Annotated in this window: 18 protein-coding genes; 6 read left to right on the top strand and 12 right to left on the bottom strand. The window is 40.5% G+C overall.

Translation table 11 applies throughout. From position 1 onward, the window contains the following. Positions 1–62 precede the first annotated feature (62 nt). Both IGJ28_RS07345 and IGJ28_RS07340 read right to left on the bottom strand, forming a co-directional pair. Complete coding sequence (locus tag IGJ28_RS07345; protein ID WP_005471936.1) at positions 63–578, bottom strand: dihydrofolate reductase family protein; 516 nt, start codon at positions 576–578, stop codon at positions 63–65. Between the two features lie 34 nt (positions 579–612). Beyond that, complete coding sequence (locus IGJ28_RS07340) at positions 613–1,170, bottom strand: DNA-3-methyladenine glycosylase I (protein WP_156248143.1); 558 nt, start codon at positions 1,168–1,170, stop codon at positions 613–615. Between the two features lie 96 nt (positions 1,171–1,266). On the opposite strand from IGJ28_RS07340, the gene IGJ28_RS07335 reads away from it, so the two are divergent. From IGJ28_RS07335 to IGJ28_RS07325, 3 genes are read left to right on the top strand one after another with little or no spacing between them, the layout of a single operon-like run. After that, complete coding sequence (locus IGJ28_RS07335) at positions 1,267–1,653, top strand: GntR family transcriptional regulator (protein WP_003127681.1); 387 nt, start codon at positions 1,267–1,269, stop codon at positions 1,651–1,653. Continuing rightward, complete coding sequence (locus IGJ28_RS07330) at positions 1,650–2,531, top strand: ABC transporter ATP-binding protein (RefSeq protein WP_005471930.1); 882 nt, start codon at positions 1,650–1,652, stop codon at positions 2,529–2,531. The genes IGJ28_RS07335 and IGJ28_RS07330 overlap by 4 nt, the downstream gene beginning before the upstream one ends. A 12-nt stretch (positions 2,532–2,543) precedes the next feature. After that, entirely contained in the window at positions 2,544–3,701 is a 1,158-nt protein-coding gene (locus IGJ28_RS07325; RefSeq protein WP_438845311.1) for an ABC-2 transporter permease, read from the top strand. Between the two features lie 76 nt (positions 3,702–3,777). On the opposite strand, the gene IGJ28_RS07320 is transcribed toward IGJ28_RS07325, so the two are convergent. From IGJ28_RS07320 to IGJ28_RS07300, 5 genes are all read right to left on the bottom strand, one after another. Continuing rightward, the gene (locus tag IGJ28_RS07320) at positions 3,778–3,981 is read right to left on the bottom strand and encodes a CsbD family protein (protein ID WP_252712212.1); all 204 of its coding nucleotides are present in this window, start codon (positions 3,979–3,981) and stop codon (positions 3,778–3,780) included. 176 nt (positions 3,982–4,157) lie between these two features. Continuing rightward, positions 4,158–4,298: a hypothetical protein gene (locus IGJ28_RS07315; RefSeq protein WP_156137048.1), complete on the bottom strand. Its 141-nt coding sequence runs from the start codon at positions 4,296–4,298 to the stop codon at positions 4,158–4,160. Between the two features lie 38 nt (positions 4,299–4,336). Further along, positions 4,337–5,755 (bottom strand): signal recognition particle protein, encoded by a 1,419-nt coding sequence (gene ffh, locus IGJ28_RS07310; protein WP_003127677.1) that lies wholly within the window; start codon positions 5,753–5,755, stop codon positions 4,337–4,339. A gap of 15 nt (positions 5,756–5,770) precedes the next feature. Beyond that, on the bottom strand, positions 5,771–6,109 hold the full coding sequence (locus tag IGJ28_RS07305; protein WP_003127676.1) for a putative DNA-binding protein: 339 nt from the start codon (positions 6,107–6,109) through the stop codon (positions 5,771–5,773). After that, positions 6,099–6,572, bottom strand: a complete 474-nt coding sequence (locus IGJ28_RS07300) for a DUF523 domain-containing protein (protein WP_081131248.1) — start codon at positions 6,570–6,572, stop codon at positions 6,099–6,101. The genes IGJ28_RS07305 and IGJ28_RS07300 overlap by 11 nt, the downstream gene beginning before the upstream one ends. A 143-nt stretch (positions 6,573–6,715) precedes the next feature. Here IGJ28_RS07300 and IGJ28_RS07295 point away from each other — a divergent pair, with 143 nt between their 5' ends. Continuing rightward, a complete protein-coding gene (locus IGJ28_RS07295) occupies positions 6,716–7,423 on the top strand; it encodes a response regulator transcription factor (RefSeq protein WP_003127674.1) in 708 nt (235 codons plus the stop codon). Continuing rightward, the gene (gene pnpS, locus IGJ28_RS07290) at positions 7,420–9,162 is read left to right on the top strand and encodes a two-component system histidine kinase PnpS (protein WP_252712211.1); all 1,743 of its coding nucleotides are present in this window, start codon (positions 7,420–7,422) and stop codon (positions 9,160–9,162) included. The genes IGJ28_RS07295 and pnpS overlap by 4 nt, the downstream gene beginning before the upstream one ends. A gap of 23 nt (positions 9,163–9,185) precedes the next feature. Here pnpS and IGJ28_RS07285 read toward each other — a convergent pair whose 3' ends face one another. From IGJ28_RS07285 to IGJ28_RS07275, 3 genes are all read right to left on the bottom strand, one after another. Next, positions 9,186–11,405, bottom strand: a complete 2,220-nt coding sequence (locus IGJ28_RS07285) for a GH25 family lysozyme (RefSeq protein WP_252712210.1) — start codon at positions 11,403–11,405, stop codon at positions 9,186–9,188. 120 nt (positions 11,406–11,525) lie between these two features. Then, on the bottom strand, positions 11,526–12,437 hold the full coding sequence (locus tag IGJ28_RS07280) for a phosphate ABC transporter substrate-binding protein PstS family protein (RefSeq protein ID WP_005471921.1): 912 nt from the start codon (positions 12,435–12,437) through the stop codon (positions 11,526–11,528). Between the two features lie 533 nt (positions 12,438–12,970). Then, complete coding sequence (locus IGJ28_RS07275) at positions 12,971–14,149, bottom strand: pyridoxal phosphate-dependent aminotransferase (protein WP_252712209.1); 1,179 nt, start codon at positions 14,147–14,149, stop codon at positions 12,971–12,973. A gap of 166 nt (positions 14,150–14,315) precedes the next feature. Between IGJ28_RS07275 and IGJ28_RS07270 the strand changes: the two genes are divergently transcribed. Then, positions 14,316–15,050, top strand: coding sequence for a DUF2087 domain-containing protein (locus IGJ28_RS07270; RefSeq protein ID WP_219645623.1), 735 nt, complete (start codon positions 14,316–14,318; stop codon positions 15,048–15,050). 168 nt (positions 15,051–15,218) lie between these two features. On the opposite strand, the gene IGJ28_RS07265 is transcribed toward IGJ28_RS07270, so the two are convergent. Together IGJ28_RS07265 and IGJ28_RS07260 are read right to left on the bottom strand one after the other, a co-directional pair. Continuing rightward, complete coding sequence (locus tag IGJ28_RS07265) at positions 15,219–15,737, bottom strand: prevent-host-death protein (protein WP_005471914.1); 519 nt, start codon at positions 15,735–15,737, stop codon at positions 15,219–15,221. A gap of 196 nt (positions 15,738–15,933) precedes the next feature. Next, on the bottom strand, positions 15,934–18,015 hold the full coding sequence (locus tag IGJ28_RS07260) for a heavy metal translocating P-type ATPase (RefSeq protein ID WP_438845310.1): 2,082 nt from the start codon (positions 18,013–18,015) through the stop codon (positions 15,934–15,936). Positions 18,016–18,041: the final 26 nt, after the last annotated feature.

Below are 18,041 nucleotides of genomic sequence, written 5' to 3'. Positions count from 1 at the left end.
CTGAGTGAATCATAAGGAAGTATCTGCAACACAGAAAAAGAGAAACTCAGAAAGCAAGCCATCTATTTCCGTTGATAGTGGATCTCTACGAGTTCACCCATTTGCGTCATATCCACGAATTGTAAACGAGTAGTATACTCTCCTGGCTCAAACAAGCGCTTGCCTGTTCCTAATAACACAGGAGCGATCTGTACATACCATTCATCAATCAGATCTGCTTCCAATAAAGGGTGCAATAACTTTCCACCGCCAACCAACCAAACCGTTTTCTCTTTTTTCAATTGTGATAAAAAAGCAACCGGGTCTTGATCCACAACTACTGCGTCCGTTAAATCGGTCTGCATCTGACGGGAAAACACATAATTTTCTTTTTCTGGATAGAGCTTCTCCGTCGCCAACATTTTTTTGGCTTCTTCGTACGTCTTACGGCCCATCGCTGTTGCATCAATCGTTTCAAAAAATTTCTCATACGTAGTACTTGTCCCTGTATCGGTCTCCAACAACCAGTCCAATTGATCCTTTGCTCCAGCTAAATAGCCATCTAAACTGATAGCGCCATAAAAAACCAGTTTTCCCATATATGACTCCTCCTCGATTTTTCTCGTCTTCTTTCTAACGTTCCTCGTAACAGATACAGCTTGTCAGGTGATCGTTAACCATTCCTACAGCTTCCATGAATGCATAGATTGTCGTCGTTCCTACAAACTTAAAGCCACGGGCTTTCAAATCTTTCGCCAAGCGATCAGAAATTGGTGAATGGGTGGGTACTTCTGATTGTGTTTGAAAATGATTGATGACGGGTCGATGGTCGACATAACGCCATAAAAAATCAGAAAAACTGCCGATTTCTTGCTGAATCGCTAATACGAGTTGTGCATTATGAACTGCCGCTTCTATTTTTCTGCGATTACGAATAATACCGGGATCATCCATCAGTGCTAGAATTTTTTCCTCCGAATAATTGGCTACTGTCTCAATATCAAAGTGATCATATGCTTGATCAAAATTTGCCATCTTGTTCAAAATCGTTTGCCAACTCAGCCCTGCTTGATTCATATCTAAAACCAACTTACGAAACAACTGCTGATCATCATACTCCGGTTTCCCCCAGACATGATCATGGTACTCTTGCATTGCAGGACTACTTGTTGCCCAACCACAACGAGTCATAGTCACTCCTCCTTTTTGTCTTATTTTAGCAAAAGTTCTTTACTTTTGATAGTGTACTACGTATACTAGTACACATAAATGAAAGGGGCTGAGTACATGGTCATGATCAACAAGACAAGCAGCAAACCTTATTACGAGCAGCTGATATTGAGCATCAAAGAAGACATCTTGCATGGTGTTTTGAGACCGGGTGATCAAATTCCTTCGGTTCGTGAGATGGCCAAACGCTTGTTGATGAATCCAAATACCGTCAGCAAGGCCTACAAAATATTAGAAAATGAGCAGGTCTTGATCACCATCAAAGGCAAAGGAACGTTTGTCAAAGCACTGGACAGTGTTCCACGCGACGAGCGGCGCATCCAACAATTAAAAGAACGATTGAAAGAATTAGTGATCGAGGCAGGACATTTGCAGATCAGCATCCAAGAAATCACTGCTTGGGTCACTGTTTTTGAAGAAGAACTGGGAGGGATCAATAAATGAACCTAGAAGGCGTTACAAAGAAAATTGAAGGGACTACTATTCTAGAAGATGTTACATTTTCATTGCGCAAAAATGAAATCGTTGGCTTGATTGGGCGCAACGGCTCTGGAAAAACCACGCTTTTCCGTACACTCTCAGGACAGTACGCTTTAGACGGCGGCGAAATCATGATTGATGGTCAATCATTGGCTCAGAAGCCACAACTAAAGGAAAACTTATTTTATATCGATGAAAAAGAGAACTTTTTAGCGGCGTATTCATTGAAAAAAATCAATGCCTTTTATCGTCTCGCTTATTCCCACTTTAATCAAAACCTTTATCTTGAGCTGATGCAGAGTAATGGATTGCCGCTTGGCCATTCGTATCGCCGAATGTCTAAAGGCATGCAAGGATTGTATAAAATGATCTTAGCCATTGCTTCAAATGCCGATTACTTGCTATTGGACGAACCTTTTGACGGTTTAGATATTATTGTACGCAAAAAGGTCATTGGCCTTTTGTTAGAAAACTTGAGTGAATCTAATCGCACAGCCATTATCGCTTCTCATAATCTAAATGAGCTTGAGAACATTATCGACCGAGCCCTTTTAATCAAGGGAAGAACAATCGCTAAAGATTATCGGTTAGAAACGATGCGGGAAAATGCCCGTAAAATTCAATTCGTCTTTCGTGGGAAACAGGTACCGCCAATGATCAAACAGCATTCAAAATTGATCAATCGTCAAGGGCGGGTGATTGTTGCTTTGTTCGAAGAATACGACGCGGCATTAGAAGAACAGATCCGGCAACTAGAGCCGTTGCTCTTTGAAGAACTCCCATTGACCTTGGAAGATTTATTTGAAGCCAATTTGAGTCAAGAATCCTTGTTGAAAGGTTAGAGGTGAAAGAAAATGTTAAAACAAATTTATTGCCAGCGATATGGCAAACTGTTGCTTGGCTTTTGTCTGATCTTGGTTTTGATTTATGCAGGAATGGGCTGGGATACCCAACGTTCTTGGCACAATCAAAAGAACTATTTTGATTCAGAAGAATTCAAGAAAGATTTCCAAGAGCATCCTGATTACTATATTAAGGACTATAACGGAGAAAAACCAGTCTATTACTCATCGATCGATGAATACAAGGATGAAAACTTGCTCATTTATAATAGGCCGGTACCAGAAAGTAATGGACAGGATACGTATATTGCTAATTTCAATACCTCAGGCGCTTATTTTATTCTTCCATTATTGTTTGTTTTTGGTTTTCTTAGTTTTTTCATTGATCAAAAGACAAATTTCAATCGTTTTTTATTCTCATTGCCGTTTAAAAAACGACAGATTTTCCGTCAAAAAGCGGTTTTCTTATTTGCACCGGTCAGTTTCGCTTTAATCATTGGTATTTTGAGCAATATTTGCATTCGCTACTTGATGATTCCCTCCGAATATTTCCAAATTCCGCTATCAGATCTATTCGCATCTGGTGTTGGTACGTTTGTAGGAAATTTGGCAGTGACAGCCATCGGATCCTTATTAGGGGTGCTTTTGGGCAATCTCTTTTTCGGTCCATTAACGATCGTTTTGATTTTTTTCTTGATGAGCGGTTTTTACAGTTTTTACTATAATCTGCAAGAATTTCTGAGCTTTTTCTTCTATGGAAAAGGGGGGCACTTAGTATTGAACAATCTTTGGAATGACTGGCCCAATGGCTTACCAGTCAATTGGTGGGCAGTCTTCGCCACACTACTCCTATCCTTGTTGTTGATTGCTGCTGCTCAAGAAGTGTTCGCCCGCATCTCCTTAGAAAATGACGGCGACTATCTGACGGTTCCCGCCTTTCGATTGCCCGTCTTTTTAGTGATGGCCATTGGTACTTGGTTCTACTTGATCAATATGAATTGGTTGCTGGTCCAACTCTATTATGATGACTTCTCTCAAACGAGAACTATCGTTTCGATTTATATTTACTTAGTGGTCTGTCTTGTAGTCAGCTTCCTATTGGTTTATCCGAAAGCAATCAAAAAATGGTGGCATGCTCGTCGCTTTATGAATAGCCGGACTGTCAGCTAGCACTTCTTTGACAGTCTTCCTTTTTAAAAGAAAAAAACAACCGTTAACGAAATCGTTAACGGTTGTTTCAGTTAAATTAGCGGTTAGGCTTATCTTTATCGTCATGTTTATCAAAGAAATGATTCACTTTGCGAGAAACGTCATCTGCAAAGTCTTCTACTTTATCTTTCACTTTACCATATTCGTTTTGGGTTTTCCCTTTTAATTCTTCGGAGTCATCGCCCGTAACTTTCCCTTTTGTTTCAGTAATTTTACCTTCAACTCGATATTTGTTTGTCATCGTCACTTGCTCCTTTCAATTACTATAAATAAATAGTAGCATCTATCCGTCTAAAGCACGAATATTTTGCCTTGCAACGCGTTCAAGTACTTAATGAATCTACTTGGATCAGCTAGTTAAACCATCTATCCTTGCTCAGCCGATACATGTTCAAAGGTCGCTATATTACGTTTCAGCTATCGATCCAACTGATAGGTATTCCCTTTCCAAACAAGCAACTGACGAACAGAAGACCGCAAACGAAAAAAGCAACCGTTGTCGACCAAACCATCTTCTAGTATCAGAAATGATCCTGGAATCTTTTCGATACTTTTCATGGTGATCAGCATAACGGCTGCTTGCTTATTTCAGTTAATTATTTACGTTTTTTCTTTTTCTTCTTTTGTTTTTTGACCATTCGGTTCATGGCCATTTTACCTAATTTTCCTTTAACACCGCCGCCAAACATTTGATCCATACCCGGGATATTCATATTCCCTTTGGTCATTTGTTGCATCATTTTTCGGGATTCTTTGAATTGTTTGATCATCCGATTGACTTCGACCACGCTATTTCCAGACCCCGCTGCGATCCGACGACGACGACTTGGATTCAGCAAATCAGGATTCTCCCGTTCTGCAGGCGTCATTGAATAGACCATCGCTTTTTGACGCGCGATTTGTTTCGGATCGACTTTGACGTTTTCGATACCTGGCATTTGACTCATTCCTGGAATCATCTTCAAAAGATCTTCGATAGGTCCCATGCCCATCACTTGGTCGATCTGCTCAACAAAGTCATTGAAGTCGAAGGAATTTTCTTTCATTTTTTGCGCTAATTCTTCTGCTTTTTTCTCGTCGTAATCTTGTTGGGCTTTTTCGATCAGCGTCAACATGTCTCCCATACCTAAAATACGGCTGGACATCCGATCAGGGTGAAAGACTTCTAAGTCTGTCAGTTTTTCCCCAGTACCGGTAAATTTGATTGGCGCACCAGTCACTTGTCGAATGGAAAGCGCAGCACCCCCACGAGTATCCCCGTCTAGTTTCGTAATAACGACCCCAGTAATACCTAATTGTTGATTGAAGCTGTCGGCGACATTCACGGCATCTTGTCCAGTCATCGCATCAACGACTAAGAGGATTTCATTCGGCTGCGCTAACTCTTTGATCTGCTTCAATTCATCCATCAATGTTTCATCGATGTGTAAACGACCGGCAGTATCGATTAGGACATAATCATTTTTCTTTTCTCTTGCCAATGCCATCCCTTGACGAACGATCTCAACAGGACTGACATCGGTTCCCATATCAAAAACTGGTACATCTAATTGTTGGCCTAAAACTTTCAGCTGATCGATCGCTGCTGGACGGTACACGTCTCCTGCGATCATCAAAGGCCGCGCATTTTCTGTCTTGATCAAATGGTTGGCTAATTTCCCAGCAAATGTCGTTTTACCGGCCCCTTGCAGACCAGCCATCATAATAACAGTCGGGATTTTTGGTGATTTCTCAATACCAACTGTTTCAGAACCTAATGTTTTGGTCAGTTCCTCATCAACGATCTTGACGATTTGTTGCGCGGGAGATAAGCTGTCTAAGACTTCTGCTCCAACTGCACGTTCACGAACATTTTTGGTAAATTCCTTGACTACTTGTAAATTAACGTCGGCTTCTAATAAAGCCAAACGAATCTCCCGCATCATTTCTTTTACATCTGCTTCAGAAACTTTCCCTTTCTTACGCAGTTTGCTCATCGCCTGCTGTAGGCGTTCTGTTAAACTTTCAAATGCCATCTTTTTTTCATTCCTTTATTCTTCGATTTCTTGGATCTCTTCGATCAACGAGCGCAATGTCTCATCTTTGGGATAGTGCGTCTTGGTGTACTCAGATAATTGCTCCAACAAGTCTTCCCGCATCATATAATCCGAAAACATGTGTAGTTTTTTTTCATAATCTTCAAGAATTTTTTCCGTTCGTTTGATATTATCATACACTGCTTGCCGACTTACATGGTATTCTTCTGCAATCTCACCTAATGAGAAGTCATCTGCATAATACAATTCCATATAATTCATCTGCTTCTCAGTTAACAGTGTAGAATAAAATTCAAACAACGCGTTCATTCGATTGGTTTTTTCAATCTCCATTATTTTCCTCCTGCTCAGCAAGCCAGTCGACATCCGACAGCACGGTCATTCCTTGTTGTTGAAAATAAGCACTGGCGACACCAACACCTTCTTTTTTGACTCCTGAAAAATTGCCGTCGTAAACAATCCGACTGCCGCAAGAAGGACTTTTTTCTTTTAAGATCAGTTGCGTGATCCCAAGATCGCGTAATTTTTGATAGGCAAGCTTTGCGCCGTTCATAAATTGTTCTGAGACATCTTCTCCAGTGACAGTAATGACTTTGGCTTTTTGTGACCAAACATCTCTACCGTCCCCACCAACAATTTCTGCTGGCTCACGAGGAATTGGCAACCCGCCAAGGACTTCTGGACAGACCATCACTGCTTGACCAGTTTGAACGAGTTCAACCAGTTGAGCAACCGCTTGATGCTGCCCGTCATAGCGGCACATGACTCCACCTAAACATGCACTGATTCCAATCATCGAACACCCTCAGCTTTCTTCTCAAATCGTCCTTTATTATAGCATTTATTTGTGGTAGACAATAGTACCAATTCTTTATTCATGCTAAAATATAGCTAGAACAACGTAAAATGATTGTTCCTTTGTTGAGAAAGGAGTTCATGATGAAAAAAATTCTCGTGGTAGATGATGAACCATCTATCGTTACTTTACTTACATTCAATTTAGAAAAAGAAGGATACCAAGTCGTTTCGGCTGTCGACGGTAAAATGGGGGTTGATCTGGCACTATCTGAAGATTTTGACTTCATTATCTTAGATGTGATGTTGCCGCAAATGGACGGTATCGAAATCACCAAGAAACTACGACAAGAAAAAATCGAGACCCCTATTTTAGTTTTAACCGCTAAAGATGATCCGATTGATCGGATTCTTGGGCTTGAAATCGGAGCAGATGATTATTTGACCAAGCCCTTTAGCCCTAGAGAAGTGCTTGCTCGGATGAAAGCAATCTTTAGACGGTTGGAACCGCGAGGCACTGCAGATCTTTCGGATCAGCCAGCAGAAATGTTGCAAATTGGTGACATTTTAGCAGACTTGACCAATTACCAAGTAAGCGTCAAGGGAGAAAAGATTTTTCTGACTCCAAAAGAGTTTGAACTGCTAATATACTTCATGAAACGGAAAGGCCGTGTGATCGACCGCGATACGCTGCTGAATCGCATTTGGAATTTTGACTTTGATGGCCAAAGCCGAATCGTTGATGTGCATATCAGTCATTTACGCGAAAAGCTGGAACGTGACCCGAAACATCCCGAGTATTTAGTGACAGTTCGCGGATTTGGTTATAAATTTCAGGAGCCTCATTCATGAAACGCTTTGGCTATGGCCTATGGAGTCTGCTATTAGCCGTACTGTTTATCATCTGCTGGCAGTTTCTTAGCAGCTTCTATCGCCAGCAAGTGATTGCCCAACAAGTAGACTTCTTGGAAGAAAAAGCGGCGATTTTCTTGAACCTTTCTGATAATCAACCAGCGACATTGCAACAATTTGCTGATGCCTATGTACAGGATAGTTCCAGCCGGATCACTTTATTGGACAAGGATGGGCGGATCATCTACGATACTTACGATTCGTCTTTAAAAGAAAGCAGAGCCAACCGGCCTGAAGTGCAGGCAGTTTTAAAAGGTAGTAATCTGGGCCAGTCTTTGCGAAAAAGTGATACATTGAATGAAGAATTGCTGTATGTTGCGATCCCTGTCAAAGAAGATGGCAACTTGCAGCAAATTTTGCGGATCGCTGAACCAACGGCACCTTTTTTTGCTAAAAGCCAAACCATTCAGCGTTCGATCTTTTTCGTTTATCTCCTATTTTGTTTATTTGTCAGCTTTTTGACGTTTCATGCGTTACGTCAAAGAAATCGTCCTGTGCAGACTATTTTGCCTGTTCTAAAAAAAATGATTTCTTCTCCTGATCAACAGGCGATCATTATGCAAGAAACACCTGAGCATGATGACTTATACCAGACGATTAATCAATTGAGTGAACAAATGAGTCGAACCTATCAAGCTTATGCCGCTTCTGAGCAACAATTGTATGGCCTGTTGAATGAACTGATGATCGGGGTTTTTATCATTGATCAGGATGACCGATTGTTATTGCTGAACCCTACCATGCAAGAGCAGCTAGGGATCGAAGCATTGCCTCAGTTGCCACAACCATTCACTGAAGTGATTCATGATACACAGTTGATTCAATTAATTTATCACATGAACGAGCAGTCCCCTTCTTTACAAGAAGAAATTGCTTTGAGTGATGATCATCCGCGAGTTCTTGATGTAACATTGCGTCTCTTTAATGAAAATGAGTTGTTAGGGATCTCTTATGATCTGACTCGGGTGCGTCAATTAGAAAAAATGCAAAAAGATTTCGTCGGTAATGTTTCTCATGAATTGAAAACGCCAGTCACTTCTTTGATTGGTTTTACGGAAACATTATTGGATGGTGCCTTAGAAGATCGAGAAACATTGGTTTCGTTCCTTAAAATCATCCAAAAAGATGCCTATCGTCTAGAAAATTTGATTCAAGAGATTATTCTCCTATCCAAAGATAGTCATTCATTTGATTACACCGCACAAGAAATCAACCTTCGAGCATTGATTGAGCAAATCATCCGTTCCTATGAACCAATTGCACGAGAAAAACAGTTGTCCTTTACCATCAATGGTACCGAAGAGTTGATTTTCATCTCAAAAAGAGAGCTACTGCAACCAATCTTAAAAAATTTGATTGAAAATGCAGTCAATTATTCCAAATCACAAGGGACCATCCAAGTTGACTATTCGTATCGAGCAAAACAATTACAGCTTTCAGTTCGTGACCAAGGGATCGGTATAGATCGAGAAGATCAAGTTCGGATCTTTGAACGTTTTTATCGCGTAGATAAAGCTCGTACGCGTAATTCAGGAGGAACCGGCTTAGGACTAGCCATCGTTAAAGATTATACGAAACTGTTAGGCGGCACTATCACAGTTGACAGCTTCCCAGGGGCTGGCTCAACATTTACGATCACACTTCCTCTTGAGACCAAAAAAAATTCAGGACCTGCGTAATCTATACGCAAGTCCTGAATTTTTTAGTTTACTTGGCGAGTGGCCGATTCATTAATATAACCTTGCCAAATGCCTTTGTTGTCATAAATTGATAAGTAATTGCTTCCGTTAAAATGACGATATACATATCTTGCTTCATACGTCTCTTGTTTCATTGCATCTGTAACGGTACTTTTCTTTTTCCAGTTAAAGTTTTGCCACAAAGGAAAATTTTGTGTGAACTTTATTTTCTTATGATAGCTTTGTGCACTCCCAGCTGCATTATCCGCCATCTTCATTCCACCACTATTAATATATCCTTGCCAAGTACCTCGATTATCATATAAAGAATAATAGGTACTGCCATTAAAATGATTATAATAGCGTTTCACTTGCAATGTCTGTCCATAAACGTTAGCACTTTTATTTTTTTCTTTCCAAGAAAAATTTTGCCATATTGAATAATTTTTACTAGTAACCGTTCCGTATTGTCCACTGGATAACACAGCACCCGCTGCATTGTCGGCAACTTTCGTGGCATTTGCATTAATATAACCCACCCAATTGTCTTGATTGTCATATAATGAAAAATAAACGCTGCCGTTCAAATGCTCATAACGATATTTAATTTTTAGCGTCTGGTGCAAATAAGAACTACTTGACGCACGCATTTTCCAAGAAAAATTTTGCCAAATCGAGTAATTTGCACTAGTGATTGTTGTATAGCGTCCGTCGCTAATAGCTGGACCTTGATTCTCCACACTAAGCTTTGCAGAATCGATATAACCGATCCATTTACCATTGAGATCATATACTGAATCATATACGACACCATTAAAATGACGATAGGTGCCTGTTACCTTGTAAAGATTCCTCAACATTTCTTCTGATACTATTGCTGTGGAATCGAAATTAAAATTGCGATAAACCGTTCCGGTCGAACGAAACTTTACATACGTTTCTTTTGACTGCCAACTTCCTTGTGCGCCATCAGTTGTCTTAGTTCCACCAGCATTAATATAACCTATCCAAGTACCTTGATTATCGTACACAGAAAAATACGTACTACCATTGATATGCTCGTAACGATATTTTATTTGTAACGTTTGACCCAAATAATCTTTTGAATCTGCTTTTTTCTTCCAAGAAAAATTCTGCCAAATCGTGTAGTTATCTTTCGTAATCGTAGCGTAGCGGTTGTCTGGTATTGCTCCTCCTTGCCCCTGACCAGTAAAGTATTTCTTATAGTCAGAAGACATATCGAAGGTCCCACTGACTCCTGGGAAAGAAAGATTATAGGTCCACTGCCATGCACTATATTCCGTGAATTTTTGTCCTGCAGGAACATACGGATAATTCGCGATCCAGACATTACTATAGCCAAGTGCAGCAGGATCGATCGCTTTTTGAGTGACCCAAAGTACCCCAGTGTAATGATGGGTATTACTATAGCCTAATTCTTTGATACGATTGGCAAATACTTTAGAAAGTGCAGTATGATCTGCTTTTCCCATTATTTGATTGTCCTCGATATCATTAACCATCAAAGCTGAGGTTGGCAGCTTCAATTCTTTGGCATATTTGACAAAATACTCGGCTTCTGCTTTAGCTTGCGCTTCTGTCGTGAACCAACTGTAATGATAAGCATGTACTACCAGTCCTGCCGCTTGAGCATTCGCAATTTGAGATGCTGCTAATGGATTGCGATAAGAAGTAGCTTCTGTCAATTTCACAACCACGGAAGAAATACCATAACTTTTGATAATCTTGTATTGTTCCACGCTAATGATGCCATTGTGAGAAGAGACATCAATAAAATCCTGACTAGGAGTCGATGGGTCTCCGGCTTCAATAAACGCGACGTCTGCTGAACGCAGAGAACGCCGCTGAATGCCCACCTGTTCTTTCAAATCGGAACGATTTCTGCTCGATGGATCAAGTCCACCTTGAACATCATAAATTTTTTCGGGTTCTTCTTGTGTTTCTTGCTGTGATTCATCTGAAGCTTGTGTTTCTTCTTTTGTACTTTCTTGACTACTCTTTTCTGAACTACTGGTATTCGAAGCTCCCTCTGAATCTGACGACACGGTACTTGAGCTCTCCGTTGATGAGGTTTCAGAAGTACTGGTTTCTTCCGTTATTCCTGTAGTTAGTATTTGACTGTTGCTTCCATTTTCTATAGCTAAAACAGTTCCTGTATTTCCTAAAAACAGTAGCGGCAAAAGTGCACAAATATATATAAAGTATTTTGTCTGTTTTGACATTTTTTTCCCCTTTCAATTTTACTCCTTTTCATTTTATAGGAAAAAAGCATAAAAATACAGAAAAAAAGGGCATTTATTTGCCCTTTTCGTCTCTGACTATTCATTGATAATTATAGTTTCTTAGTTTATATTCGTAACTTCCCCTTCAACACTACGTTCAACTTTCATTTCTGTGATTGGTAAGTATCCTAATTCTTTCACCACACCTTGTTGAATATCGTCACTCAACATGTAATCAAGAAATGTTTTGACGTTTGCATCTGGTTCGCCATTTGTATACATATGCTCGTAAGACCAAATTTTCCAGTCATTTGTAGCAATATTTTCTGGAGTTGCTTCAACACCGTCAATCGTTAATGCTTGTAAAGAATCATCCAGATAAGATAGAGCAAGATAGCTGATTGCTCCTGGTGTTTCTGCAACGATTTTGCGAACCGTTCCAGAAGAGTCTTGTTCTTGGGTTTGAATTGTTTCGGCCCCGTCAAGTCCCCATTTTTCAAATGTTGCCCGTGTACCACTACCAGAAGCACGGTTGATCACTGCGATCTCTTGGTCTTTTCCACCAAGTTCAGACCAATTTTTGGTTTTACCAGTGAAGATATCAATCAAGTCCTGTTTGCTGATATCTTTAACACCAACTTCTTTATTCACTACAGGAGCCATTCCAACTACGGCGACTTTATGGTCTACCAATTTGCTAGCATCTACTCCGTCTTTTTCTTCAGCAAAAACATCAGAATTACCGATTGTTACAGCACCAGCTTCTACTTGGCTCAGTCCTGTGCCGCTACCGCCGCCTTGAACAGTAATCATATAGTTTGGATTTTCAGAGGTGAAACTTTCTTGTGCAGCTTGAACTAATGGTTGTAGTGCAGTTGATCCAACAGCCAAAATTTCTACATTTCCAGACGCTGCTCCTGAAGCACTTGATTCATTTGATGCTTGACCGCTATCAGCAGCATTTGATCCGCTATTTCCACAGCCAGCTAGTAATAGTCCTGTTGCTAAAATTAAGAATCCCAGTTTTTTCATTTGTTAAATCTCCTTTCGTTATATGCTTAGTTTAGCAACCCCTTGTAAACCCATGATTGATTTAAAGTAAAGAATAGATAAACCCATGTAAATCTTTTGTAAACATTAAAACGTATCGCTCGTCATTGTTCCTCTCTTTTCATTAAAGTGAAAAGAGCTTGCCTGGTTCCTTCTTAAAAAAGCAAAAGGTACAAGTGCCGCTGTGTGTTGTTCTTTATGACTCCATATTGGGGCTATACTTACTTTGCTTCGCACTGGCTTCTAGCGCGTTTGCGCTAAGACGAACTTACATGCCACTCTTCGAGTGTCAATCGCAGTGATTCATTTGAATGTGACTACGCTCTCTTTGATCGCCTAGTACTGCTCATCATCTGCTCTGTCACTCTTCGAGTGTCAATCGCAGTGATTCATTTGAATGTGACTACGCTCTCTTTGATCGCCTAGTACTGCTCATCATCTGTTCTGCCACTCTTCGAGTGTCAATCGCAGTGATTCGCAGCAAAAGAGCGTCCCATTGGGACGCTCTGATGTGTTTATTGATTTGGTTGTTTCTTCATATAATTACTTAGTCGCTTCATGGCTTCTTGCAGGTTCTCTTGGCTGGCTGCGTAGCTTAGGCGTACATATCCTTCGGCTTCGGGTCCGAATGCGATCCCTGGTATGATTGCTAATTGATTTTTTTCTGCTAAATCAACACAGAATGCCATCGAATCTTGTTCATAACCGGTTGGGATTTTTGCAAATAAATAGAAAGCTCCTGACGGCTTGGCGATTTCAAAACCTAATGCTGTCATTTTTTCATAGAGAAAATCACGTCGCTGACGGTACTCGGCTTTCATAACTGCAGCATCATTGATTCCTTCAACTAACGCTCTTACAGCTGCTTTTTGTGAAATCGTTGAGGCTGCCGTTACTAAATATTGATGAACTTTGATAATTTGGGCAGTTAAGGCAACGGGAGCAAAGATAAAACCAATCCGCCAGCCAGTCATTGCATGTGATTTTGATAACCCATTGATCAAAATGGTCTGTTCCGGTAAATATTCTGCGATCGATACATGGGGTGCATCGTAAGAAAGTTCACTATAAATTTCATCACTAACGACAAACACAGGATATTTTTTCAGAACTTCCGCAAGTGCTTGAACTTCTTCACGAGAATAAACCACGCCGGTTGGATTACTAGGATAATTTAAGATAACCGCCTTGACCTGATCCCCATGCTCAATCAAAGCCGCTTCCAACATCTCCGGTGACAATACAAAATCGTTCGCTGTGGTATCTAAATAAATGGGGATAGCGTGAGCTAGTTGAATCACGGGCTCATATCCGGGATAAATAGGTGCTGGCAAAAGGACTTTATCTCCTGGTTCCAGAATTGCTAATAAAGAAGCAGAGATTGCTTCAGTTGCACCGATAGTCACTAATACTTCTGATAACGGATCATAACTCAATTGATATTTTTCTTTTAAAAAAAGGCTTGCGGCTTCTCGAACATCCGTTAACCCGGCCATTCCTGAGTAATGGCTGTAATTTTGCTCAATTGCTTGAACACCAGCATTTTTGACATGATCCGGTGTATTGAAATCCGGTTCGCCTAATGTTAATTTCAAAATATCTGGTATACCAGATACCCGCTCATCAAATTTTCGAATCAAAGAAACAGCAATTTGATAGACTTCTTTGTTAAAACGCTGACTGACATCTGTCATCGTATCACTCCTATCCACACAAAGTTACCTTTTGTTATTGCTGTTAATCCTATCACATTTTGATCCGTAATTTAATACTTTCGCTAAAACAAAAAATAAAAATTCATCTGTTTATATATTTGCAAACGATATTTATAAATGTTAGTATATAAACAAACAAAAGGAGATGATTAAAGTGAATACTATTCCCGCCACCTCTTTGTCTGACTATGAACATGGGTATCGTTCCACAAAAACACATTATCAATGCCTATTCTGCGATGTTAATTATGAAAAAGGACAGATTTATCCAGCCTCTGATCGCTTTTATACCGCCAAAAAATGCATCTTATTACATCTAAATGAGGTCCATGGTGGTTTACTGAATGCATTGCTGTCATTAAGTCGCGAGCAGACAGGTTTGTCAGAAAGCCAACAAGAGATCTTATCATTATTTGCGCAAGGACTCAGCGATGCCGTCATCGCGCAACGTCTAGGTATTTCTAATTCGACAGTACGAAATCACCGCTTTAAATTAAAAGAAAAAGAACGGCAAGCGAAAGTCTTTTTAAGTATTATGGCACATTTAGAGGAACAAGATTTTGTTCTTCCCCATACAGGAGCAACCATGTTGGATGATCGTTATGCAATCACCAGCGAAGAAAGAGAAAAAATCATTGCGACTTACTTCGATCAAGATGGGGTGATTCATCAATTTCCAAGTAAGGAAAAACGCAAAATCGTGGTATTGAGTGTTTTGGCTCAAAAATTTGATTCTCAAAAAAATTATTCCGAAAGTGCCGTCAATGATATTTTGAAACAGTTTATTGCTGACTACGTCACTGTTCGCCGCTATTTGATCGAATACGGATTCATGCAGCGAACCAAAGATGGTAAAACCTATTGGTTGACGGTTGCTTAGTGGGTCGCTGAAAAAGGCTGAGACTTAGCTGTTATCTGATGGTACTTTTTGATCCTAATCAGGAGTATCCTTTTCACACCTTTTGTCTCAGCCATTATTTCTATCGGTATCGACTAAACTCACACTATTACACTTACGCAAAAAAACAGTTATGCTGCAGCATAACTGTTAGTTTTCTTTAAGGAATATTTTTTTGATGATCAATTTATCAAAAAGCTGCGTTTGATTGTCTTGCTCGCCGATGACTTCGGCACTGACAGATTTTCCATCGGGCTTTTTGCGCAATTGATAGACAATCTTTCCGGTTTCTTTTAATTCATTGATCATGTCAACTACACCGCCAAAGCCTGTTTTGCGGGTAATAAAGCCTAATGCGACCATTCGTTCGTCCAAATTTTTTGCAGAAATCGTTGCCCCTGTGATCAATGCTTGCCGCATAATCTGTAAGAATTCTTCCAATCCCGCCACAGCTGGTTGATCCGGCTCTTCTTCCGCTAATGGCCGTTGATCCAGTTCCTGTAAGAGTGTTTCATATTGCTCTTGTGTCAGCATGACCCCCGCCACTTTTTCACGATTGAATACATATACTGCTGTTCCCGCTTCTCTCGCTTGATTAAATACATCCATCGGAGATTTTTTTACTTCAGTGATCGAAGTAGTGGGAACCTCTAACTTCTTCAGTTCCATTCTCAACGTCCTCCTTGTCTCAACGAACACATTATAGCATAAAGTCACTGGTCGATTGTAGGTTTATTTCGACGGCTTTGCCGTTAAATCACCAAAGAATCTTCGATTCTCAACTGACTAAAAAACCGAATCAGTTTGTTTCGGTCGTTCTCCTGCTTACAAGAGAATCAATGGAAACAAACGATTCGGTTTTTTGTCACTCATCAATTTTGAGTGTCATAGCATTGATTGCTACTACGATTGTGCTTAGTGACATCAAAACGGCGCCGACAGCGGGATTTAAAATGATACCAATTGGTGCTAGGATTCCTGCAGCTAAGGGAATCGTCACAATATTGTACCCTGCTCCCCACCAAAGGTTTTGAATCATTTTTCGTCTAGTTTTATGAGCCAGTTCAAGAAAATGCAGAATATCATTAGGGTTACTATTGGTCAAAACAACATCTGCGGAATCAATCGCGACATCTGTTCCAGCGCCGATAGCAATACCGATCGTTGCCCGAGCCAAGCTTGGGGCATCATTGATACCATCACCAACCATCGCTACCCGTTGTTTCTTATTCAGATAATCAGCAACGATTCGTTCTTTATCTTCTGGCAATAATTCAGCAAAATACTCATCGATGCCTAGATAAGTTGCCACTGCCTTAGCAGCTGCTTGATTGTCTCCAGTTAACATCACAGGTGTAATCCCTTGTTTCTTCAATGTTTCGATGAAATTTACCGCCTCTGGTTTGATTTTGTCTCCCAAAGCTACGAGTCCTTCGACTTGATTGCCTTTCACCAAGTAGCTAATGGTGTTCCCTTGTTCTTGATATTTATTCAATTGGTCCGGATCAATGGTTGTCTGATACTTTTCGATCCCTTTTTGATTGACGATCTGCCATTTCTCCCCAGCAATCATCCCTTCGATCCCGATACCAGAATGCGCTTGGATTCCAGTCGCTTCCTTCGGCTGAATATTTTCCTTTTTTGCTTGCGCTAAGATGCCATCAGCAATAGGATGATTGGCCGATTGTTCCAGCCCTGCTAGATAGGCTAGTAGTTCATCTGCTGTATAGTCACCAAAGCTTTCAATTCCTGTGACCGAGAAAGTTCCTTGTGTTAAAGTACCGGTTTTATCAAGTAACAAATAGTCTAGATCATGGGCATTTTCCAGTGCATTACGATTTTTTAACAATAAGCCGTTTTTAGCAGCAATTGATGTCGAACGTGCGACAACCAACGGAATGGCTAATCCAAGTGCATGAGGACAGGCAATGACAAAAACAGTTACCATCCGATCCAGCGCTGTTGGCAAATCCGCTGCGAACACCCAAATTACAAATGCGGTAATTCCGACGACCAATGCAATATAGAACAACCATTTTGCCACTTTATCTGACAAAGCTTCCAATTTTGATTTATCCGCCTGCGCTTGACGAACCATTTCCATTACTTTTGAAAGATAGCTCTCATCACCGGTTCCTGTTACTTCAATAGTAATCGTTCCATTTCCATTCACGGAACCCCCGATTACCTTCGAACCGGACTCTTTCGCTACTCTACGGGACTCACCCGTAACTGCGGATTCATCAATCGTGGTTGTCCCTTCTTTGATGATACCGTCTGTAGGGATTTTGTCACCCGCTCGTACGATCAAACGATCATTTTTCTTCACTGTGTCCAGTGGTATCTTTTCTTCAGAACCATCTGCCTTTTTGCGAGTTACTTCATCAGGCAATAATTCAGCTAATTTTTGCAATGCATTCCCTGCATTGGACACAGCGTTCATCTCGATCCAATGTCCTAAAAGCATGATCACGATCAATGAAGCCAGTTCCCAAAAGAAGTCCATGACATGTGCGCCATGCATGAAATGATTCGTGATAAACGCGTAAATACTATAGACATAAGAGACTGTGATCCCCATAGCAATCAACGTCATCATTGCTGGACTCTTTTGCTGCAGTTCCATCTTCGCTCCGCTCAAGAAAGGCTGACCGCCATAGAAGAACAAAATCGTGGCTAAAATCATCACTAGCCAGTCAGACCCTGGAAAAGTGAACTGAAAAGGCAATTCAAGCCCCATCATAGGGGATAAAAGAATAATCGGGATTGCTAAAACCAAGGAAAGCCAAAACTTTTGCTTGAAATTCCCCATATGCATACTATGATCCATTCCACTCATGCCATGATCCATGTGGCTATGATCCATCTTACTGTGATCCATCTTACTGTGATCCATCTTACTGTGATCCATTTCCGAATGTCCTCCGTCCATTTCGTTATGGCTCATCTCAAATTCCTCCTTTTTGCTGGAAA

This window comes from Enterococcus sp. AZ091, from assembly GCF_051714805.1.
Lineage (GTDB): Bacteria > Bacillota > Bacilli > Lactobacillales > Enterococcaceae > Enterococcus_D > Enterococcus_D gallinarum.
This window is presented reverse-complemented; position numbering and strand designations above follow the sequence as displayed.